Genomic DNA, 22,328 nt, shown 5'->3' with positions numbered 1-22,328 from the left:
ACTGCACGAAGAGCGCTTGCATCGCCGGTCTGAAGCCAGTGTCAGCCCCCTGCGGCAAGCAGTCGCTGCACCCTCTGCCATGTCTCCCAGGCCGTGGTTTCCAGATACCTCGCGGTGTCTTCGTCCAGCGTGGCGGTGGCATCCGTGGCCATGTGCTTGAACATCCACTTCGCCATTTTGGCCTGATACGCATCCGGCTTGAAGGAGGCGAGCTTTGCTTCATCAGCCTCATACTTGCCGTGCGGCCAGACGTGGAAGGTGCGTGGCAGCCTTCCCACGGGTGAGTCACCGGTGAGCGCGGCGTAGAAGCAGGCGAGGTTCAAAAAATGTCCGGCGTCACCGGGGTGGGAATTATCCTGGGGATGCTGCAGCGCCAGCCCGGGCTTCTCGGCATGCACGCGCGCCCAGGCCGAGGAACATGGTGCGAACAGCCTGATCTTGTTTTTCAGCGCCAGCTCCAGGATGCGCTTCCGGCCTGCCTCATGCTTTTCGTCCTTGCCCCAGCCCATTTCATAAAACATCGGCTCGCCGCCCGAAGCGCGGACGGCCTCGCAGTACTTTGTGACGGCCAGGGCATGATCGGGCTGGCCCTCTTTGGGCGGGTCGTCTCCCATGATGAAGCGGCACACGACCATCAGGGGGACGATGTCCGGCTTCTCGTCAGCGAGTTTGCTCAGAAACGTCTGCCCCGGCTTCACGCCATATTCATAGCGGCTGAAGCCGGGCTCCAGATACACGCGAATATCGCTGCCGCTGCGGCCGACAGCCTCTGGAATAACGGTGCCACCCAAGTGACCGGTGATTTTCCCATCCACAAGTTTAGCCACTTCGCGCGGTAAATCGTTCCAATACATGCTGCTGCTGCCGGCGAAGAGCAGCGTTGTCCGCTCTCCGCTTTGCGCCTCTGAAGCTTTCAAATCGGGAGCGAGAAAAAGAAGGCAGGTGATGAGGACGCGGAGGTGCATGAATGAAAATTAGGATGAGCACGCGCAGATGCTTCCGCGGCTACTTTTGCTCGTAGCCCTTCTTCTTTGGAAGGGCCTCGCGGTCCGGCGGCGGTGGCGGCTCGACGCCGTTCGCTTTCATGATTTCGCTGATGGCGGTGATGGTGGGGACGCTGGGCTTGAAGTTTCCGGGGCGGAATCCCTGCGCGATGAGCAGCGGTGTCCAGCCCCGGTTGTTGGGGCGGTTCCAGAGATCCATCTTTGCGCCTTTGGCAGCCAGCAGTCGCGCCACTTTGGGCAGATTCTTGTAAGCGGCGCCGTGCATGGCGGTCTGGTTTTTCCGGTCCACGGCGTTCACGTCTGCGCCGAGGCTGATGAGGTAGTCGCACGCGGCCACGCACTCGTCTTCACTGCCAGCTTCTTCATCCGGCGCGTAGCAGCCCAGACCTGCGGCGGCCATCAGCGGCGTGGAGCCGTCGGCGTTCGGCTTGTGCGGATCCGCGCCGAGCTCGACGAGAACTTTCATCATCTCGAGATCCGCGTTCCGGCAGGCGAGCAGGAAGGGCGTGGCCCCGTGGAAGTTGATCGCGCCAAAGGCCCTCGCCTTCGCGCCGGAGCCGAGCGTGGCGTCCACCTTCGCACCGGCCTTCACGATCTCGCGGATGAATTCCAGGCTGCTAAGCTTTCCATGCGTATCGGGCGGCGGCTGTCCCGCCTCGTCGTCACCGTGCGGTGGCTTGCGCACCCAGGTGACGGCGTGCAGCGCGGTAAAGCCGCTGCGCAGGTCGTTCGGGTCCGCACCGGCGTGGATGAGATCCATGACGAGTTCGAAATGGCCGTTTTCCATCGCCAAAAGCACCGCACTTGTGCCGTTCGGCGCGTCGCGGCCTTTGCCGTCATGTTTGGTGACAATCGCATCCTGCACCTCCGCGCCGTGGCGAAGCAGCTCTTTCACGGCGGCGCTCTTTCCTTCGCGCGCGGCGAACAAGAAGGCGGTGAAGCCTGAGTCTAGCCGGCGGTTCACTTCCGCGCCGTTCTTGACGAGCAGCTCAATGACCTCTGCATGCCCCTCCGCCGCAGCCCACATCAGCGCGGTCTGGCCCGTGCGATCCTGCGCATTCGGCTTCGCACCTTTTTCCAGCAGAGCCTGCACCGCGTCCGCTTTGCCCGTGCGGCTCGCAACCATGAGTACCGTGTCACCGCCCCTGCGTTTTGCATGCACATCCGCTCCAGCATTCAAAAGTGTCCGCGCGATTTTTTCGCTGCCGTTTTCGCAGGCCAGCAGCAGCGGCGTGATGCCGTAACGATTCGCGGCATCGGCCTTCGCTCCGGCCGCGATGAGTGCTTCGACCATGTCCGCCCGATCGTGATAAGCGGCCCAATGCATCGCGGTCGTACCATCGGCTTGAGCCGCGTCCAGGCCGGCTTTGGCACTGATGTGCCGGGAAACCTCCCGCCAGTCCTGCTGCTCGGCGCTGGTCGGCAGATCAGCGGCCAGGGCCGTGACGGTGAGGAGGAGAAGAATAGTCAAAAAGCACCGCTTCATGCCTCAAAGCACCTCAATGATTCCACTGCTGTCGCCAAACTTCTCCAGCTTCACGCCTGCTTTATCCAGCAGCGTGAGATGCAGGTTCGCCAGAGGAACGGTCTTTTTATTTTGCAGGTGGCGGTTGCCCTTCACTCCGGCACCGGCACCACCGGCGACGATGATGGGCAGGTTGGTGTGGTCATGCACGTTCGGATTTCCCATGCCGCTGCCGTAGAGGAGCAGCGTGTGGTCCAGCAGCGTGCCTTCACCTTCCTTCACCGCCGCGAGCTTGGCGAGATATTCAGCGAAGAGGCTCACATGGAAGGCATTGATCTTCGACAGACGTTCGATCTTGGCGGGATCATTGCCGTGGTGGCTGAGCGGGTGGTGGGGATCGGACACGCCGATCTCTGGATAGGTGCGGTTGCTGGTTTCGCGGGCAAGCTGGAAGGTGATGACGCGGGTGACATCTCCCTGCATGGCGAGGAGCTGCAGATCAAACATGAGCCTGGCGTGCTCCGCATAGCTGGCGGGCACTCCGCTGGGACGGGTGAGGTCTGGGAGTTCGTTTTCCTTCACAGCGGCCGCCGCCTTTTCAATGCGGCGCTCCACTTCGCGGATGCTTTCCAGGTAGTGGTTCACACGGTCACGATCCTGCGGGCCGAGCTGCTTTGCGAGGCGCTGCATGTCATCCTTGATGAAATCGAGCAGGCTGGCGCGGCGTTTCAAAGCCGTCTGTCGTTCGGCCTTGCTGCCACCATCGCCAAAGAGCTGCTCAAAGACCAGCCGCGGATGCGCCTCCGCCGGCAGCGGCGTGGTGGGCGAGGACCAGGACAGATTGTTCTGATACACGCAGGCGAAGCCATTGTCGCACTGGCCCACGACCTGCATCAGGTCCATGGCCAGCTCCAGTGACGGCAGCTGCGTCTGCTGCCCGATGGCCTTGGCGGCGATCTGGTCCGCGGTGGTGCCATTGTAGTAGTCGCTGCTTTCCGTGTGCTTCACGCGGGCGGCGCTGAGAAAGGAGGCGTTCGATGTGGCGTGCGTGCCGGGATAAGCGGGCTCCAGCTCCAGATTGGAAATGACCGTGCAGTGCTGCCGCACCGGCTCCAATGACTTCAGAATGGGCGAGAGCTGCTCCAGCGTGCCCGTCTTTCCGAGATTCCAGCGCGACTGATCACAGCCCATCGGGATGTAGATGTAGCTCAGACGCTTCGCCGGTTGAGCGACTCTCTGCGCGGCCGTGGCGGCGGGAACCATCGCATCCAGAAACGGCAGTGAAAGCGTGGCTCCCACGCCACGCAGCAGCGTGCGCCGGGAGAGGGCCTTTCGGGTGGTGAAGGTGCTCATGCAGGTAGAAACGGCAGGGTGGGTGGAATACTGACAGGCTGGGCGGAGGAATGCAGCCCTAAAAGCGGAGAGGGCGAAATCAATCAGCCGCCCCTCTCTTTTGCTTTGGATCTCCGGTGAAAGACGGGCTCGTCACGATGCCTGCGATGATCTCGCTGAACTTCCAGCCGTTCGCCTTCGCGCGGCGGACGATGGCGCGCACGGCGGGGGCGTCCGTGGGTTCGAGGCCGCGGCCCAGGGCATACACCATGAGTTTCTCCGTGAGCGCGCTGACGAAGAGTTCAGGACGCTTCAGCAGCGTTTCCTCCAATCCGGCCACGCCTTCAAATTCGCTGCCATCGGCGAAGCCGCCACGTGCATCCGCGCCCGCACGCCAGCGGCCAATGGCGTCGTAGTTTTCCAGCGCAAAGCCCACCGGATCCATGAGGTTGTGGCAGCTGGCGCAGGCGGCCATTTCCCGATGTTTGGCTAGTCGTTCCCGAATGGGCAGGCTCTCTGAAATGACGCCGTCCAGCGCGGGCACGTCCGGCGGAGGCGGCGGTGGTTCCGAGGCGAGGAGGTTTTTCAAAATCCAGTGCCCGCGGATCACTGGCGAGGTGCGCGTGGCGTAGCTGGTGACGGCCTGGATGCTGCCCTGACGCAGGAGACCACCGCGCTGCCATGCGGGCTCGAGCTTCACCTCACGGAAGCGGCTGCCGTGGATGTGCGGGATGCCGTAGTGCGCGGCCAGGCGTTCATCCATCCAGGTGCGGCCGGTGCGCAGCAGTTCGAACACGCTGCGGTCGTTTTCGATCACATCGGCAAAAAGCAGGCTCGTCTCCGTGCGCAGCGACTCGCGCAGGTTGTGGTCAAAGTCGGGAAACAAACGCGCGTCCGGCGAGACGGATTCTAGATTGCGCAGGTAGAGCCACTGATCCGCGAAATTGGAGACAAGCGCCCGCGCACGCGGGTCGCGCAGCATGCGACGCGCCTGCGCTTCGAGATCGAGTGGGTGCTGCGATAGAAGCTCGTCATCTGGAAGACTGCTCCAAAGAAAAAAGGCAAGCTTCGAGGCTCTGGAACCATCATCGGATTTCTCCTCCGTGCGGAACAAAAACTCGCGGCTCACCAGAACGGCGCCGAGCGCTGATTCGATTCCCTTATCGAGCGATGACGACTCAAGCACGAAGGGCATGAGGCGATCCAGATCCGCGTCCTGGATATCACGCCGCCAGGCACGACGCAGGATGGGTTTCAAAATCGCTCTGGGGTCGGTTTCGCCTGCGCCGAAGATCAGTCGGCGACTAGGCGTATCGCCCGCTCCTTCGGCTTTCAGCGGTCCGGTGATGGTGACTTGATAGACTGCGGGGCTGAGCCGGGGATGGCGGTGCAGGTTGTAGCTGGATTTATAGGGCTGGCGCAGGCGTTCCAGCAATGACGCGCCGTCCGGTAGAAAAGTCACGCCGAGGTCATGCTGTCCTCCTTTGACATGAAACTGTGCTTTGAGATGCGCGTCGATCTTCTCGTAGTTCTTGTCCTTCGCTGGTTTGACGGTGAACTCGTCCTTCAGCTCGCGGTCGAGCAGGATCTGGAGCTGATGCGATCCATTCATGCCTTCCACCTGCTCATTGCGGTCCCGCTGCAGACGCACCTGCACCTCGTAGTCGCCGCTTTGGGCAAAGACATGCTTCACCAGCACGCCGCCCCGCGTGCCCAGCGGGAGGCCGGGCACGTGATATTCCTGGGTGATGTCCGGCCGCACGCGGACAGCCGTGACCTCTGAGCCCGTGGAGGCACCCACGGCCTGGCGCGCGATCTTTTGCGCCGCGCTGATGTAGCGGTCCAGCAGGGCGGGCGGGAGATCACCCACGGTGACGTTGTCAAAGCCATGGCTGATCTCATCCGTGGGAAACGCGGCCTTCGCATCGAACTCCACGCCCAGCAGATCACGCACGGCGTTTTGATATTCCGTGCGCGTGAGCCGACGGAAAGCAGGACCTGCAACGACCCGTGGCGGCTGCGAATCGAGCTCCTTCGTCAATGCGGCGATGAGCTGCTCGTAGCCCGCATCATCGGGCCGCTGTTTGCCGATGGGTGGCATGTGGCGCGCGCTGAGCTGCCTGATCACGGCCTCCCAAGTTTCTGCATGCCTGGCGATGTCATCCGCGAGCAGCGAGTCGAGCGCCACGCCGCCCTTTTTCGCGTCAGCGTCGTGGCAGCCGATGCAGAAACGCTCAATAGCCGCTTGCGGCGGTTTTTCCGCGAGCGAGGCGGAGGTGAGCAAAAGCCAGAGGAGACGTTTCATGCGAGCTCTTTCAAAACGCCGCTGCTGTCGGCAAATCTCTCCTGTTTTACGCCCGCCTGCCGGGCCATCGTGAGCCAAAGGTCGGCCAGCGGACGCCTGCCTTCGTAGTGAAGGTGGCCGCGCTTCCACCCGCCTCCGGCCACGAGCACCTGAAGGTCGCCGTAGTTGTGCTGGTCCCCATCGCTGATGCCGCTGCCCATGACGAGCGTGGTGCTTTCCAAAAGATTCACCGTCTTCAGGCGGTCGATGACATGGGCGTAAAACTGCACATGGAAGAGGTCGATCTTGGCCAGTTTTTCCTTCGCCTCGTCACCCTTCGTATGAGTGATGACGTGGTGGTTTTGCGGCTTGTCAAAAACCCCATGGTACATGCGCGGGCTGTCCCAGCGCTCAGGATCGATGAGCAGAGTGGCAACACGGGTGAGGTCGTTTTGAAACGCATGTACAAAGAGATCCGCCATGAGCCGCAGGTAGTCGCCACGCTGTTCCGGAATGCCCGCTGGCTCGGGCAGCGGCGGCCTGGGAAGGCGCCTTGATGCCGCCTCCGCGCGCTGGATGCGCTGCTCGGTGGCACGCACGCTTTCCAGATACTCGCCAAGCTTGGTGCGATCCTCTCCCCCCAGCCGCTTTTCAAAATCCTTCGCACTGGCGAGCACGGTATCCAGAACACTTTGCCCGGGGCCGCCACGCGCCTGGCCAAAGAGGTGCTGAAAGACGGCGCGGGGATTCTTTTCCGTGTTCGCCGCATAGCCGGGTCCATACCAGGAAATGCTTTCGAAGTAGCGCGTCTCCTTGTTGTCCGCGAAGTCGTTCGTGCTCAGCTCCAGAGACGGCAGCGCACACTCGGAGCCGGTCTGCCTGGCGATCATCTGATCCAGCGTCGTGTTCGTGGGAAATCCGCCGTCCAGCGTCTCCTGGGGCGCTGACGAGGTAAGCCAGCACGACCCTGCCTGCGCATGGACTCCGGTCCCAGGAACAAACTGCCGGTCGAGTCCGGTGATGAAGGTCACGTCGTCCTTGAAAGGCGCGAGCGGCTGGAGTGTGGGCGTGAGAGTCAGCGGGCTCAGGCCCGGCGCAGGATTCTCTGGCATGATGGCCTTCTGAAAATAACCGTTCGGCGTGTAGATGAAGGCAAAACGCTGCGGCGACGGCGGCGTGGATGCACGGGCAAAGCTCTCGAAAAAGGGCAGGCCCAGCGTGACACCTGCGGCACGGAGAAAGCGGCGGCGGTTGATGTTAGTGGCGGACATGGGTGAAGGGGTAGGATTTCGCGATCTCAACGACGATGCGGCTGAACTTCCAGCCGTCAGCCTTCGCAGCCTGCCCGATCTTTTCGACCACAGGCATGTCGTAGGTATGCAGTTCACGTCCGAGCGCGTAGCTCAGCAGGTGCTCGATGAACCCGCGGGTAAACTCGCCGGGGTTCGCTGCGAGGAGCGACTTGAACCCAGCCGGGCCGTCGAATGCCTGGCCGTTCCATTCAGAACGTGCGTCCGCCTGATCATTCCAGGCACCGATGGGGTTGAAGCGCTCCAGCGCAAAGCCGGGCGGATCAAGCCGGATGTGGCAGGAGTAGCATGCGGCCTTGCTGCGGTGCGCCTCAAAGCGCTCGCGGATGCTCATCTGCCGCGCCGCATCTTTGGAGTCGTCTTCAAAGGCGAAGGCAATCTTGGGCTCGGTGGGTGGGCGGTTGAAAAGCGTCTCCAGAATCCAGGCACCGCGCTTCACCGGACTGGTGCGAAAGGGCAGGGACGTGATGACCATGGGCGCCGCCATGCCGATGTAGCCTCCGCGACTGGCATCCGTGAGATTGACGCGATGCCACAGGCCGCCGTCACCTTTCGATTTCACCTCGCGGGTCGGGCCACCACCGGTACTGGCGGCGACCACAGGGTCTCCCACGTTCAAGGGAATGCCGTAGAGTTTCGCTAGGCCGCCATTCAGCCAGGTGTAGTCGGCGGCGATGAAGTCCAGGATGCTTCGGTCCTCCACCTGCACGGTTTGAAACAGGAGCAGCGCCTCCGTCAGCATCGCGCCATGCAGGGTGCTCTTGCCCTGCGGGCCGGAGTAGAAGCTCTTGAAGAGATCAGGGTCGGGCTTCGAGGTGGAGAGCTGATCGAGTCGCAGCCACTGCACGGCAAAGGATTCGCCCAGCTCACGGGAGCGCGGGCTTTTCAGCATCCGTCGTGTCTGCGCTTCGAGCAGCGCGGGATCGCGGAGCTTGTTTGCTTTCGCGAGGGCGAGCAGTTCCGCGTCAGGAATGGACGACCAAAGAAACGCAGCGAGCCTGCTGGCGAGTTCGTGATCTTCCAGCGGGCTGACCCTGGCATCACCCGGCGTTCCGTTGGCTTCAAGGTAAAGAAATCCAGGCGACGCCAGCACAGCGGCGACGGCGGCCTTCATCGCGGCGGCTTCGGTGCTGCCGCGCTTTTGTTCTTCTTCAAATAGCGTGATAAAGCGGGCCTTCTCCCCCTCCGACACGCTGCGGCGGAAAGCACGCTCCATGAAAGCCGCGAGGCGGAGCGGGGCGGACACTGCGATCTCCCCGGGAGCAGCTTTCGCTGGTAGCGTCTGTCTTGCCACGGCTCTCGGCTGGCCGCTCGTGATGAAACCCAGGTCATCGAGCACAACATAGTCGCCGCTGAACTGCGAGCCATCCACGAGCAGTGATTTCACACTTTCGCCGGGCACGGCGGCGAAGCTGAAGAAGGTCGTCCCGGCCGGGCCTTCGGCGATCATCCCGCTCAGGCTGCTTTCGGTTTCGTCAGAGAACTTCGCCGTAATCGTCACGTGTCCAGACTGACCTTTGCGGCCAAGCACGAAGATCCCCAGCCGAGACACTGCCTCGTCCTCCTCTCCGTTTTCAATGCCGAAAGTCAGCTCAAAGACTTTGTCGCCTTTGCTGTGATTGGTGAAAATTCGCGACCCCGATGTGGGCATGGCAGTGGCAAAACCCGCGAGCCAGAGGTCAGCATTGGGATTGATCGTCAAACATTTTGCCCCACCTGCATAAGCCACGCGCAGCAGCCCGCCCTTGCCTGGCACCAGCGTCACTCCGCGCACGGCATCGCCAGAGTCAAAGACACCCGCGTTGCTTTGCTCGACACCTTCGCGCACGTCCTCGAAGAAACGCTGCGGCGCATTGTCTGCGCTGCCCTCCGTTTTCTTCCACTGCTTGGCATCACGTGCTAGCGCATGAGCGGTCATCAGTCTCAATGCATCTTTCCCAGGCGCTGGAGAAGTTTTGCCAGCCACCGGTGGCACCCCAAACAGCCGCGCCGCAATCTCACTGCGCTCGACGAGCTGGGGCGCATTCACGATTTCTGACGCAGCAGCGAGATACTTCTCCAGCAGCGCAGGCGAAAACGACATCACATCGCCGCGATTGCTGTAGCCATGCTCCGCGCGGCCATCACCTGGAAGCCCCAGATTGCGGCAGAGCACCGGATACTTCTGCCCATACTCGCGCAGCGGCACTTTCACGACTGCGGGCATCTTGCCGCTGGCAGGTTGGAAATAGCCCGTGTCAGCCAGTGGCAGACGCTCCGGAAACATGAACACGTCCAGATCCAGCTCAAAGAGATCCCGCACCGCGTTGTTATACTCCAGTCGTGTCAGCCGTCTCAGGGCCGGTTTACCCGGATCAGCCGTACCCAGAGCCGGATCTGGCCTCGCCGCCACGTCCATGATCCAGGCCATCATCTCCGCTCTCTGTGAATCCTGTGGCTGGTTCTTCTGCTTCGGAGGCGGCATCTGGTGCGATTCCACCTTTTCAAACACGGCGCGCAGCATTTCGCGGTTTCGAATGACCGTGGGTTCGTCCGTCAATCCGGAGAGATCAAGGCCGCCCTTTTTTGCCGTGCTGTCATGGCAGTCAAGACAGTAGACCTCAAGAAAACCACTCACGTCCGCCGCTTGAACGGTGACGCTCAGCAGTAGAAATGAGAGAAAAAAACCTTTCATGCCCTGCCGCAACGGTTGAGCGAACCACCACCTGACATGGCACCGCGGTTTCTTTGCTCGTTCCAGCCGCGCACCTGCCTCGGCCACTGATTATGTTCATTTTTGGTCGCGAGTGTCTGCTTATGGTCTCAGGCATTTGCCTTGAAATTTTTGACCCGTAATCATTTGAAGCGCTCACGAACGAACATTGGCAACTTAACGAAACCTTCGACAACGAGACATAGGTTCTAGTTTGGAAACAAGTGCAGCTTTGAGCCCTGCTTGCGGCAACACCCGTTCAGTTGCGGTCCGCCCGGATGTGTTCCGCGATGATGCGGTCCAGCTCCCGAACGCCGAAGGGCTTGTTGAGGTAGGCGGTCGCGCCGGCTGCGAGGCACCGCTCTTTGTCTGCCGCACTGGCATGGCCCGAAAGACTGACGATGGAGATGGCCCGTGTTTTAGGATCTTCCGCCGCACGGATCTGCCGGATGGCGCTCAGACCATCCACGACCGGCATGCGCACGTCCATCAGGATGAGGTCAGGTTGCACGGTGACGGCCTGGTGCACGGCTTCGCTGCCATCCCGCGCGGTGATGACCGTAAAACCGAGGCTCTCCAAGTAGTTTCGCGTGACGGCGATGAGTGCGGCCTGATCGTCGGCAATGAGAATCGTAGGCTGGCAGGACATGCCGGTGGCGGATGTGTTCTCAACATCCAGCGTCTCCTGCGTACCGCTCTCCTGCTGTACAAGAGCGGCGGCTGCTTCCCCCGAGAGCGGAAGGCAGATGATCATGCTGACTTCATGGCTTGGAGTTTCGCTCACTTCGAATGATCCCCCGTGGAGCCGCACCAGCTTTTGCAGCAGGGTCAGGCCGATGGGTTTGACCTTGCCGAGCCGTCGGACGAGTTCGGCTGGAGAGGCGCGCTCGGTTGGCGCGGAATATTCCGCGCCGGGCTGGCTGCCGCCGCCCCACGTCTGAAGCAGGAGAGAGCCGGCATCATAAGTAATGCGCAGGCGCAGCCTTCCCCCGGTTGGCATGGACAGCACGGCACCAGAAAGCAGTTCGGTGATGATCTGCTGCAGCCTGAACGAGTCAGCCACCACGGTGAGATCTTCCGGCTGCACTTCGGAGGCGATTTCGATGGAGCGTGCCCGCGCGAGCTCCGCCACCAAAGCCATGCTGCTGCCGCAGCTCTCGCTGACCCGGCAGGGTGCCGGTGTCAGGGGGGCCGCCCCGGCATCGATCCTGCCGAGATCCACCACGTCCGCGACGAGATTGAGCATTTGCCGTGTGCTGGACTGCACCGCCGCCAGGGCTGTTTTTTGTGCTGGCGCCAGGGGGCCATAGATGCCTTCCAGCAGCGTTTCCACCTGAGCCACAATGTTGGAGAGCGGGTTCCGCAGCTCGTGCCCCATGCTCCCGAGGAATGCATGCTTCTCCTCTACGGACCCTTCCATAGGGGATTGATCCAGATTCAGGGCGTCCAGGGATGGACGTTTAGGTAAGTCTAAATCATTATTCATTATCATGCTTCCACGCTACACCTGTCAGATTTGCTGTATGTTACTGCTGATTTCAGTCATAGTCAGAAACTAAGAGCATTTATGCAGCAGGCAAACGGGCATTCCAATCTTACGCTCAAATCCGGGGTCATACTGCTGGTGGAGGATCATGATATCTATCGGGAGGTGGTTCGTGCGGCTCTAGGCAAATATCTGCCGCACTTTGAGATGGTGGAGGCGGACAGCGTGGCTGCCGCACTGCCGGTCTTGCGTTTGCAAAAGATCGATGTGTTGCTCATAGACATGACCTTGCCGGACGGATCTGCAATCGATCTTCTGGAGCGGGCTGCGTACTTTATCCATCAGCAGGCAATCAAGGTCATCGTCCTGAGCAGCCATTCCACCGCCGAGATGCTGCCGGTTTTGAGCCGGCCGGACGTGCAAGGATTCGTATCCAAAGAACAAGGATTGAAAGCATTGGCGGAGGCGGTTACAGAGGCCTGCCGCACCAGTGCTCCGGAACTTCCAGCTGCAGAGACGCAGGAGCCGGCACTGGAACAAGCCTTGTGAATGATGGAACCCATTGATTCATGATCATTCAAACCTTGCCGACAGCCCCTGCCATCGACGACCTGGAAATGAATTTCCAAGGCGACTGGTTCCGCAGCGTTTTTGACTGCCTGAATGATGCAGTGCTGGTCCATGACCTCATCTCCGGGAAGATTTTGGAGGTCAATCAGCGTGCCTGTGACATGTACGGCTGCAGTCGGGAGGAGATACGGCGGCTGTCCATCGCGGAGCTGAGCGTGAACACTCCTCCCTACACTCAGGATGAATGGCTGCAGTGGATGCGGAAGGCGGTCGAGGAAGGTCCCCAGCTTTTCGAATGGCAGGCACGGTCGCTTTCCGGACGGGTGTTTTGGGTGGAGATGAGCATGCGCAGAGCCGAGATCCAGGGAAAAGGGCGGCTCGTCATCACAGTGCGCGACGTTTCCCGGCGCAAACACTCGGAGAGCGAACTCCGCCGCAGTGAGGAGCGGTTCCGCACGGTGCTCGGCAATTCAAAAGACCCGGTTTACTGCCTGAACCTTCCCACTCTGACCTACGACTACATCAGCCCTGCCGTGGAGCAGGTGCTGGGGTTCTGCATCGAGGAGTGCATCTCGGGCGGCATTGGCTTCATGATCTCCCGCATGCATCCTGATGATTATCAGGTGATGCGCGTGCTGCTGGAAAAGCTCATGGCGCGTGACGTGAACGGAGATTTCCAATCCGTGCTGGAATATCGCTTCAAGCACAAAAACGGAGCTTACCGCTGGATCAGTGACAACCGCTCCGTCGTGAGAGACAACGAGGGGAAACCGGTGGCCATCATCGGCAACCTGCGTGACTTCACCGCACGGCGGGAGCAGGAGGAGGCCCTGCAGCAGCAGGCGCATGCGACGCTGTTGTACCATCTGGAGAGCACGTCTCTCGCCTTGGTGGAGTGCGACACAAACGGCCGCATCTGCCGCTGGTCCCCCCAGGCGGAAAAAATCTTCGGCTGGAGCGAGGCCACTGTCATGGGACGGGACCACAACGACTGGAACTTCATCCATCCGGAAGACGTGCCGCGTGTGGAAGTGACGCTCGGCCGCTTGCTGGACCGGTCTGAATCCCGCAACACCTGCATCAACCGCAACTTCACCAAGGATGGACGCGTGATCGTCTGTGAATGGCACAACTCCGCTCTGCTGAACGAAGAGGGCCAGATCCAGTCGGTTCTGTCCCTGGCCTCGGACATCACGGTGGAGAAAAAGGTGGAGGAGGCGCTGCGGGCCATGGCGGAAGGCGTGGACGCACGTGCGGGGGAGACCTTCTTTCAGTCGCTGTGCCTGCAGGTGGCGCGCACGCTGGAGGCTAAATATGCCACCGTGGCCATGCTGCTGCCGGAGCGTGACCGCATGGTGCGGACGCTGGGCTTTTGCGCAGATGGCAAAGTGCTGCCAAACAAGACCTGCTCCCTGATCGGCACGCCGTGCTACAATGTGACCAGCGGAGAGGTCTGCTATTATGACCGCGATGTGCGCCATCATTTCCCTGAGGACCAGATGCTTCAGGAGCTGGGCGCCAACAGCTACATGGGCATGCCTCTTCATGCCACCGACGGGCGTGTCATCGGCATGATCGCCGTGTTTAGCGACCACGCCCTGGACCACCGTGAACGTCTGCAGGCCATGTTTCAGCTGTTTGCGGTGCGTGCGGCGGCGGAGATGGAACGCCACCAGGCGGAGCTGGCCCTGCGCCAGAGTGAGGAGCGCTATGCACTGGCGGCCACGGGCTCCACCGGTGGTGTCTGGGACTGGGACATCCGCACCGGCGGCGTCTATTATTCTGCACGGTTTCGGGAGCTGCTGGGCTACAACCACGAGGAGTTTCCCAGCCTGTTTTTTGCCTGGGAGCAGCGGATGCATCCCGATGATCTGCCGCTGGTGCGCGCAGCATTGGAGAGCCATCTGGAACGGCACAATGAATTCTGCATTGAATACCGCATTCAGGTGAAGTCCGGCGGCTACCGCTGGTTTGAGGCGCGCGGGCAGGCCCTGTGGGACAAATATGGCGAGCCCTATCGCATGGCAGGCTCCGCGCTGGACATCCACGAACGCAAGCTGGATGAGCAGCGCCTGCTGCGCCTGAACCGGCTGCACGCCATGTCCAGCAGCATCAATGAAGCGATCGTCCGCATCCGCGAACCGCAGCAGCTTTACGAGGCGGCGGTGAGCATCGCCGTGGAAAAAGGCAGCATGAAGATGGCATGGATCGGCTTCTATGATGCCGCTGCTGAGACCTTGCAGCCAGTCGCCTGCGCGGGTGGTTATGAGCGCTATCTGGATGGACTCACGCTGATCACGCGCGCGGATCATCCTTCCGCGCGCGGACCGGCGGGGCGGGCCTTTCGCAACGGCACGCATGAAATTTCCAACGACATCGAAAATGACGAGTCGTTTTACTTTCGTGAGCGGGCTCTGGAGCGCGGCTTTCGCTCCTGCGCCGCATTCCCTTTGAAGCCAGGCGGCACGCCGGTGGGCGTTCTGCTGATTTATGCTGACGAGCGCGACTGCTTCCAAGAAGAGGAAATCCGCGTGCTCAATGCCCTGGCCAATGACCTCTCCTTTGCCATGGAGACAGTGGAGCGCGAAAAGGAGCGCCAGCAGGCCATCGAAGCGCTGCGCGAGAACGAACGAATGATCTCGACGCTCATGGGCAACCTCCCAGGCGCCGCCTACCGTTCCCTCATCGATGAAAAGTGGACGCTGGAATTCATCAGCGAAGGCTGCCTGGAACTCACAGGCTACGAAGCCGAGGTCTTCTCCGGCAATGGCGAGGTCTTCTTCGGAGACCTCATCCATCCGGAGGACCGGGACCACGTGCGCGAGACAGTGACGGAGGCCGTCGCGGCAGGAAAGCGCTTTGAGATGAGCTACCGCATCCGCACCGCTGAAGGCGCGGTGAAATGGATCTGGGAGCGTGGTCAGGGAATACCGTCCGAAGACGGCGTCATCCGTCACATCGAGGGCTTCATGACCGACGTGACCGAGAAGCGCCGCATGGAGTCGCAGTCCCTGCGCAACCAGCGCCTGGAAAGCATCGGCACGCTCGCAGGCGGTGTGGCGCATGACCTGAACAATGTTCTCACGCCCATCCTCATGTCGCTCACCATCCTGCGCATGAAACTGCAGCAGCCGCGTGACGTCGAATTGCTCAACGCGATGGAAAACAGCGCAAACCGCGGCGCTGAAATGGTGAAGCAGATCCTGAGCTTTGCCCGCGGAGTGGAGGGCCGCAGCATGCGTCTGCGTCCGCAGGATGTGCTGCAGGAAATCGAGCAGCTCATCCACGAAACCTTCCCCAAGTTCATCAAGTGCCGCATCGCCTGTCCGGAGGAGACGTGGAATGTGGAGGGAGATCCCACCCAGCTCCACCAGGTCCTTCTCAACCTGTGCGTCAACGCTCGGGATGCCATGCCCGCCGGCGGCGAGCTGGACATCATGATCAGCAATGTAGCGGTGGATGAGCAGTTCGCGAGCATGCACCCCGATGCGAAGACTGGCCCCCACGTCGTCTTCGAAGTGCGGGACACCGGCACGGGAATCCCGCCCGAAGTGCGGGACCGCATATTTGATCCCTTCTTCACCACCAAGGAAATGGGCAAGGGCACCGGCCTCGGGCTTGCCACCACGCTCGGCATCGTCAAATCACACCACGGCTTCATTGATCTCACCAGCCGGATGGGCAAGGGCACGGTGTTCCGTGTTTATCTGCCTGCCAAGACCGACAGCGAGAACATCGATGCACAGCCTGTGGAGTCCACGCGCTGCCTCGGCCACGGAGAGCTCATCCTCGTGGTGGATGATGAGTCCGCCATCCTCACGGCCACCAGCCACACGCTGGAGGCTTTCGGCTACCGTGTGATCGCGGCCTGCGATGGCACAGATGCCATCGCCACATTCCTGAAGAGCGCTGAAAAACCGGCCGCCCTCATCACGGACATGATGATGCCCAACATGGACGGGCCGACGTTGATTCAGGCGCTGCGCAAAATCCATCCCTCCCTGCCAATCATCGGCGCCAGCGGCCTGAGCCATCAGATGCAGGCGCAGGTCAACAGCCTGGGGGTGAAGCATTTCCTGCGCAAACCCTACAATGCTGACGCACTCCTGGAGGCGCTGAGTGATGTGCTGCAGCAGTCGCGCAAAGGCACCTGAGGCCGTGCTTGCTCACGCTTCATTCAAGACCTGGTGCAGCGCGCGCAGGATGGTTTCTGCTGTGTAGGGCTTCGGCAGAAACTGCCTGACTCCCGCACCGGCTGCCTTGGCAGCGCTGCTGTTGGAATTGATGCCGCTCGCGGCGATGATGCAGACCTCCGGGTTCATCTTCATCAGCACCTGAATGGTGGTGCTGCCATCCATGACGGGCATCCGCATGTCGGTCAAAACGAGGGCGACTTCGTTTTGATGTCTGGCGTAAAGTGTCACCGCCTCCGCGCCATCAGCGGCCACCAGAACGCGGTAGCCATAGGCCTCCAGGGTCTGCCGCGTGATTTCGCGCACCGCCGCTTCGTCATCCACGAGGAGCACCAGCTCAAGGTTTCCGCGCGGCAGCACCGGCTCTTCAACAACCGGCTGCGAGGGGGGGCGATCAGGCTTTGTCGGCAGGTAAACACGAAAGCAGGAACCTTGTCCCGGCTCGCTGTAAACACGGAAGAACCCCCCATGACTCTTCATGATGGCCAGGGAGGTGGAAAGTCCCAGGCCCGTCCCCTTCCCTGTTTCCTTGGTCGTAAAAAACGGATCAAAGATCTTGGGCAGAATCTCCGGTGGGATGCCCACTCCGTCGTCCTCCACGCTGATCATGAGGTGCGGCCCTTCGCGGGCCTCGATGTTCATCGCGGCGTATTGCGCGTCGATCAGGATATGCTCCGCGCTGATCGTGAGCGTGCCGCCGGCGGGCATGGCATCCCGCGCATTCACGCAGAGGTTGAGCAGCACCTGATGGATCTGCGTCTCATCCCCTGTCACCACGCCGCCCTCATGCAGGGCGTCCCGCACACGCAGCTGGATGTTCTTGGGGAATGTATCCCCAACAATGCGTGCCAGGTCCTGCAGCAGGCGGCCGAGCAGCATCGGCGTCTTCTGCCCTTCCATGCCACGCGCAAAAGAAAGCACCTGGTTCAGCATGTCCGCCCCCCGCCGCGCACTGGAGGCGATCGTGTCCAGCGTGTCCCGGCAGGCCGCATCTTTGATCCGCAGATTGAGCAGGTCCACGGACATCATGATCGGCGTCAGCACATTGTTGAGATCATGGGCGATGCCCCCCGCCAGCGTGCCGATGCTCTCCATGCGCTGAGAGCGCAGAAACTGGTCTTCCAGACGCTTTTGTTCTGTGATGTTGGTGTTGATGGCCAGCACGCACTTGGGCCTGCCTTCGGCGTCCCGCACCAGCGTCCAGCGTCCTTCCACGATCAGCTTGGCGCCAGACTTGGTCACCTGCTGGATTTCACCCGCCCATTCGCCGTCCTCCAGCACCTTGCTGTTCCTTTCTTCAAACTGTGCTGCATCCTGATAGAGCAGGTCGGAGACCTTGCGGCCGCGCGCTTCTTCAGCAGTCCAGCCGTAAAGCTTCTCCGCGCTTTTGTTCCAGTAGGTGATGCTGTGGTCCAGATCGCGCACGAGAATGGCATCGTTTGCCTTGTCCAGAAGCGAGGCCTGCTGGCGCAGCATGTCCTCCACCTGCCTGCGTTCCCATTGGGCCAGAACCAGGGAAATAAAATTGGCCAGCGAGGTGGCAAAGCTCTTCTCTTCCGGCAGCCAGGTGCGCGGGGAGCCCACATGCTCCTGGCACAGCACCCCTGCCAGCACCCCGCCCACATGCAGAGGAGCGTCCAGCATGGCGGTGATCCCCAGTGGCGCCAGATAGCTTTCTGTGAACTCGCTCGTGCGCGGATCCTGCTGCGCCTCATCTGCCGCGATGACCTCATTCTGCGCCATCGCACGAAAATACGACGGATAGTCGCGGGAGTGAAGCTCCAGGCCTGCGGAGTGGCGCCTCGGCGTGGCCTCATACAACACCTGGCACACAATAGAGCTGCGGCTCACATCGTACCGCCAGATGCTCACTCGCTCCACATCCATCGCATGGGCGATCTCTTCGGTGATCAGTCGAAACGCCGCATCCAGCTGGACCGCCTGCATCACACCGCCCCGAATCATCCGGGCCAGGGCGATGTGCTGCCTCTCATACCGCAGATTGCTCTTCCAGAGCCGTTCCTCCGCCTCCTTGCGCGCGGTGATGTCCCGCTGCACAGCCACAAAATGAGTCGGCGTGCCGTCGGCATCCGTGATCGGCATGACGTCGATGTCCATCCAGAATGGTGAGCCGTCCTTCTTGTAATTGACGAGCTCCTCTTTGACGGGAAGTCCCTTGGCAATAGCAGCGCGCATCCTCCTGAGCGCTTGGCGGTCCGTCTCCGGTCCCTGCAGGAAACGCGGGCTGCGTCCGATCGTTTCTTCACGCTTATAACCCGTGTGCCGGAGGAACGCTTCATTCACGAAAACAATCCGCGGACCAGGCTCATCCAGAGGCTGCGGCTCCGTGATCAGCACGATGTCATTGAGGTGGGCCACGCAGGTCTCGAGCAGCCGCAGCTGTGCCTGATTGTGCCGCGACTCCGTGATGTCCTTGCAGAGCACCACCATGTTCAGCAGTCCCCCGGACGGGTCTCGGATGGCCGAGACGCTGTTCTCCACCCACGCCACCTGCCCATTTTTGTGAAGGTAGCGCTTTTCCACGATGAAGTCCCTGATCTGCCCTTCGATCAGCCGCCGGTTCAACTCCTGCTTGCGGGCCACATCGTCCGGATGTGTGACGAAGGCAAACGACCGCCCGATCATTTCCTCCTCCGCATAACCGATGATCTGGCAGTAATGCCTGTTGATGTGGAGAATGTTGCCGACGCTGTCCGTGATCGCAAAGCCCACGGTGGCATTGGCAAAGGCATGGCGAAAACGCAGCTCGCTGGATTTGAAGGCCTCCTCCGCCAGCTTGCGCTCGGTGATGTCATGCGCGGTCCCCACCATTTTCGCCGGCCTGCCGGTCTGCTCATCCAGAAAAATCTGCGCGTCCTCATGGATGAACCTCACCTCTCCATGCGGCAGTATGATCCGATGGTCGATCGAATACCGCCCGTGCGTGCGGATGGCTTCGTTGACGGCCAGACGGATCATCTCACGGTCATCCGGATGAACCGCGCTGAAAAAATTCTCATTGGAAGGTTCAATGCCTCGCACTTCGTAACCAAAGATGCGGTACACCTCGTCTGACCAGCGCAGCGCGTTCCGGCCGATGTGCTCCACATCTGTCAAATCGAGCTCCCAGCTGCCGAAGTGTGAGATCTTCTGCGCAGCAGCCATGGTGGCCTCGCTTTGACGCAGATGTTCTTCGACCTTCTTCCACTCGGAAAGACCTTGATCCCCGATGGCCCGCCCTTGTTCCTCACGGCTCCGCATTTCAAGCTCGCACCGTTGGCTCGGATTGATGCCGATGCAGGTGATCAGCGCGCCCATGCCGTCCTGCACAGCAAGCGGCAGAATGGTGATTTCAATCCATCGCTGCGGACGGGATTCGGAGAAAACCGATTCGATGCGCACGCCTGCGGTCGTGCGCTCCAGCACCTCTTTGAGCGCCAGGGTTGCTTTCACCGCTTCTTCCAAAAACGGTCTGCATTGCACGGCAAAAAAATCAAAGCAGCTTCCTTGGGGTTGCGGCAGGGGCAGTCTCCGCACGGTGGTTTCGTCTGGATCATTCCAGTCACCACTCACGGTCTGAATGACCCCGCCACGGTCCACCATGATGACAAGACCGGGGCTGAGCCGCTGCTCATGCGCATTATGCACGGCCTCTGTAAAGGCAGACTTCATGCCAGCCATGCCTCCAAGAATGACACCTCGATCTGGTGCGGGTATATTCTCACCATTCCGTGGGCAGGATGTGGGCGTTCCGTACGCTGGAGAGGTCTGCACGCAACGACACACATGGTGTGCCCTTAACGTCCACACCGCGCCTAAACTTTGAAGGGAATTCCATCCCTAAGAAGCAGAAAGACAACAAGATATACGGGTGAACCATGGATGTTCCATGCGTTCATTGATGAACATGGTCAAGACTGCGTGATGAACAAAAAATGCTCACCATGCGTGTTGAAAAAAATACCATGTCCACTATTGAAACTGGAGCGCATTCGCGGCTCTTTTTCGCTCCAAAACATCTTCTCGACCAGCTCTCGAAAAGTTTGTCATTTGGACCGGCGAGCACGGCGGCCCCAGTGCCAAGGCAGGTGCGCCTTCTGCTGTTTGAGCATGACAGGCAGTCGAATAACGCTGCCATGTAGCCGCTCCGCTTTTCGGGCCGGGTGACAAGATTTTTGAGTCGGTCTAAAGCCTTGCTGGTTTCAGCAATGCCTGCCCCACAATGTTCAGCAGTTCCACCATGCCAAAGGGCTTGGGCAGGAAGTTTTCTCCGGCCTTCAGCTCCTTCGCATTGCTTTGGCCTGTGGGTGAATACCCGCAGGTAAAAATGACAGGCAGCGTGGGGTCATCCGCCGCGATGGCTTTTTCAAGATCAAAGCCGCTGACACCTCCGGGGAGCTTCACGTCGATCAGCGCAAGTCTGATGACCGAGGCTTTCTCACGCCAGATCGCCCACGCCTCATTGGCGTCCGCTGCCGTGAGCACCTTGTGCCCCTGGCTGGTGAGCACATATTCCATGACCTGCCGCACGGAGTCCTCATCATCCACGATCAAAATGGTGGACTCGTCCTCGGCATTGTTGCCCAGAAGTTTTTTCTCCGGTGTCACAGTCGCGGGCGCAGTGCCCGTGGCCACAGGCAGGCAGATGGAAAACTCCGTGCCTACTTCCAGCACGCTGCGCACATCGATCCACCCGCCCTGCATGCGCACCAGCCCTTGCACCAGGATCAGGGCGATGTCCGAGCCGCCCTCCTGATCCGAAGACATTTTGGATGAATTGAACAGGCAGGCCAGTTCCGCCGGCGTCATTCCTTTACCCGTGTCAGAAAGAGTCATGGCCACATAATTTCCCGGCTTCGCTTCGGCGTGCACCTGGGATGCCGTCGCCTCGTCTGGGATGGAAAACTCCCTCGTCTGAATCGTGATCCTGCCTCCCGCTGGCATGGATTCACGGGCATGAATGAGGAGATTGAAGACGATTTGCTCCACGGAGGCCTGGTCCGCCATCACGCAGGAAAGATCGGGCTTGTGGCTGATCTGGATGGCGATCTGCTCCCCGACCGCCTTCTGAAGCATGGCAGCCTGGCCGTCAATGATCTGTCCCAGATGCAACGCTGTCGGCTGCAGGTATTCACGCCGGTTGAACGACACAAACTGCGCGGTGACTCCGGCCGCCCGCTGTGTTGCGAGCTTGAGCTCTTGCAGCGCAGCCGAATGCACGAGGCTGGAGGCACCGTTCTGGGCGATCTGCGCCACTTCCAGATGGCCTTGAATCACCGTCAGGTAGTTGTTAAAAAAGTGCGCCATTGCATCGGCGAATCTCCCGACGGTTTCCAGGCGCTGGTTCCGGCACAGCTGCTCCTCAATCTGCCTGCGATGATCTTGCTCGATCCGCAGCCGGTTGCTGACATCTTCAAAACGTGACGTCACCTCCAGCAGCTGGGCATTGAGCGCCAGGTTGCGGTGGGAAGCATTGCTGTCATTTCCCTGCTTCAACTGGAGTGTGCGGATCAGCTGTGTGATCTCGAAAGGAACCAGCCTGAACTTGAAGACTAGCAGATTAGGATTTGCCCCCAAGTCGATCGGAATTTGTTCAAATGCCTCCAATTGGGAGACACCGTGCAGCACCACATGCAAATCCCGCTGGAGCTGCCAGAGTCGGTTGATGACATGGCGGTAGTCCTTCCCATAAAAAAGGCGTCCGTCCATAATAACCATAGAAAATGGCTTGTGGCTTTGAGAGGCAGCTTCTACCAGAGAGAGCGCTTCCTTTTCGCTGGCCGTGCATACCACATCGGGGGCCGCTGCGGCCACCTTGGCTTTGTTGCCTCCGCTGACCGCTCCCAAAGAAGCAGACGAGCTGCCCCCGGGCGTGGCGTTCTGCAACGCGTGCGAAATCCGCAAATCTTCCTGGATCGACCCCTCTTCGGTCACGACCAGAATCCGGCTGCAGGTGGTAGCGTTAGGCTGAATGGTATTTAGATACATGCAC

At 60.6% G+C, this 22,328-nt stretch carries 11 protein-coding genes; 2 read left to right on the top strand and 9 right to left on the bottom strand.

Annotated features, from left to right (window positions below):
- Positions 1-41: 41 nt before the first annotated feature.
- The 7 genes from ACILSR_RS14960 to ACILSR_RS14930 form a co-directional block, all read right to left on the bottom strand.
- Entirely contained in the window at positions 42-965 is a 924-nt protein-coding gene (locus ACILSR_RS14960) for a hypothetical protein (RefSeq protein ID WP_395750590.1), read from the bottom strand.
- Between the two features lie 40 nt (positions 966-1,005).
- Positions 1,006-2,475 (bottom strand): ankyrin repeat domain-containing protein, encoded by a 1,470-nt coding sequence (locus tag ACILSR_RS14955; RefSeq protein WP_395750589.1) that lies wholly within the window; start codon positions 2,473-2,475, stop codon positions 1,006-1,008.
- Positions 2,476-2,493: 18 nt separating this feature from the next.
- Positions 2,494-3,822 (bottom strand): DUF1552 domain-containing protein, encoded by a 1,329-nt coding sequence (locus ACILSR_RS14950; protein WP_395750588.1) that lies wholly within the window; start codon positions 3,820-3,822, stop codon positions 2,494-2,496.
- Between the two features lie 79 nt (positions 3,823-3,901).
- Positions 3,902-6,106 carry a DUF1592 domain-containing protein gene (locus ACILSR_RS14945; RefSeq protein ID WP_395750587.1) on the bottom strand — a complete coding sequence of 735 codons (2,205 nt, stop codon included), beginning with the start codon at positions 6,104-6,106 and terminating at the stop codon, positions 3,902-3,904.
- Positions 6,103-7,356, bottom strand: coding sequence for a DUF1552 domain-containing protein (locus tag ACILSR_RS14940; RefSeq protein ID WP_395750586.1), 1,254 nt, complete (start codon positions 7,354-7,356; stop codon positions 6,103-6,105). The genes ACILSR_RS14945 and ACILSR_RS14940 overlap by 4 nt, the downstream gene beginning before the upstream one ends.
- Complete coding sequence (locus tag ACILSR_RS14935) at positions 7,343-10,069, bottom strand: DUF1592 domain-containing protein (protein WP_395750585.1); 2,727 nt, start codon at positions 10,067-10,069, stop codon at positions 7,343-7,345. Before ACILSR_RS14935 ends, ACILSR_RS14940 begins: the two co-directional genes overlap by 14 nt.
- Positions 10,070-10,346: 277 nt before the next feature.
- Entirely contained in the window at positions 10,347-11,507 is a 1,161-nt protein-coding gene (locus ACILSR_RS14930; RefSeq protein WP_395750584.1) for a response regulator, read from the bottom strand.
- Positions 11,508-11,654: 147 nt separating this feature from the next.
- On the opposite strand from ACILSR_RS14930, the gene ACILSR_RS14925 reads away from it, so the two are divergent.
- Positions 11,655-12,122 carry a response regulator gene (locus ACILSR_RS14925; RefSeq protein WP_395750583.1) on the top strand — a complete coding sequence of 156 codons (468 nt, stop codon included), beginning with the start codon at positions 11,655-11,657 and terminating at the stop codon, positions 12,120-12,122.
- A 35-nt stretch (positions 12,123-12,157) separates the two neighbouring features.
- Positions 12,158-16,297: a PAS domain-containing protein gene (locus tag ACILSR_RS14920; protein WP_395750582.1), complete on the top strand. Its 4,140-nt coding sequence runs from the start codon at positions 12,158-12,160 to the stop codon at positions 16,295-16,297.
- Positions 16,298-16,309: 12 nt separating this feature from the next.
- Here the strand turns inward: ACILSR_RS14920 and ACILSR_RS14915 are convergent, their stop codons facing one another.
- Together ACILSR_RS14915 and ACILSR_RS14910 are read right to left on the bottom strand one after the other, a co-directional pair.
- Positions 16,310-20,008 (bottom strand): PAS domain S-box protein, encoded by a 3,699-nt coding sequence (locus tag ACILSR_RS14915; protein ID WP_395750581.1) that lies wholly within the window; start codon positions 20,006-20,008, stop codon positions 16,310-16,312.
- A gap of 513 nt (positions 20,009-20,521) precedes the next feature.
- On the bottom strand, positions 20,522-22,045 hold the full coding sequence (locus ACILSR_RS14910) for a response regulator (protein WP_395750580.1): 1,524 nt from the start codon (positions 22,043-22,045) through the stop codon (positions 20,522-20,524).
- Positions 22,046-22,328 lie beyond the last annotated feature (283 nt).

It is taken from the genome of Prosthecobacter sp., assembly GCF_044222565.1.
GTDB lineage: Bacteria > Verrucomicrobiota > Verrucomicrobiia > Verrucomicrobiales > Verrucomicrobiaceae > Prosthecobacter.
Note: the sequence above shows the minus strand (reverse complement) of the source record. Positions and strands in the feature narration are given on the sequence as shown.

What these genes read in the sequence shown, in the direction of transcription:
- ACILSR_RS14945 (WP_395750587.1), bottom strand. Translation starts at nt 6,106, where the DNA reads ATGAAACGTCTCCTCTGGCTTTTGCTCACCTCCGCCTCGCTCGCGGAA.
- ACILSR_RS14940 (WP_395750586.1), bottom strand. Translation starts at nt 7,356, where the DNA reads ATGTCCGCCACTAACATCAACCGCCGCCGCTTTCTCCGTGCCGCAGGT.
- ACILSR_RS14935 (WP_395750585.1), bottom strand. Translation starts at nt 10,069, where the DNA reads ATGAAAGGTTTTTTTCTCTCATTTCTACTGCTGAGCGTCACCGTTCAA.
- ACILSR_RS14910 (WP_395750580.1), bottom strand. Translation starts at nt 22,045, where the DNA reads ATGGACGGACGCCTTTTTTATGGGAAGGACTACCGCCATGTCATCAAC.
- ACILSR_RS14925 (WP_395750583.1), top strand. Translation starts at nt 11,655, where the DNA reads ATGCAGCAGGCAAACGGGCATTCCAATCTTACGCTCAAATCCGGGGTC.
- ACILSR_RS14915 (WP_395750581.1), bottom strand. Translation starts at nt 20,008, where the DNA reads ATGAAGTCTGCCTTTACAGAGGCCGTGCATAATGCGCATGAGCAGCGG.
- ACILSR_RS14960 (WP_395750590.1), bottom strand. Translation starts at nt 965, where the DNA reads ATGCACCTCCGCGTCCTCATCACCTGCCTTCTTTTTCTCGCTCCCGAT.
- ACILSR_RS14930 (WP_395750584.1), bottom strand. Translation starts at nt 11,507, where the DNA reads ATGGAAGGGTCCGTAGAGGAGAAGCATGCATTCCTCGGGAGCATGGGG.
- ACILSR_RS14950 (WP_395750588.1), bottom strand. Translation starts at nt 3,822, where the DNA reads ATGAGCACCTTCACCACCCGAAAGGCCCTCTCCCGGCGCACGCTGCTG.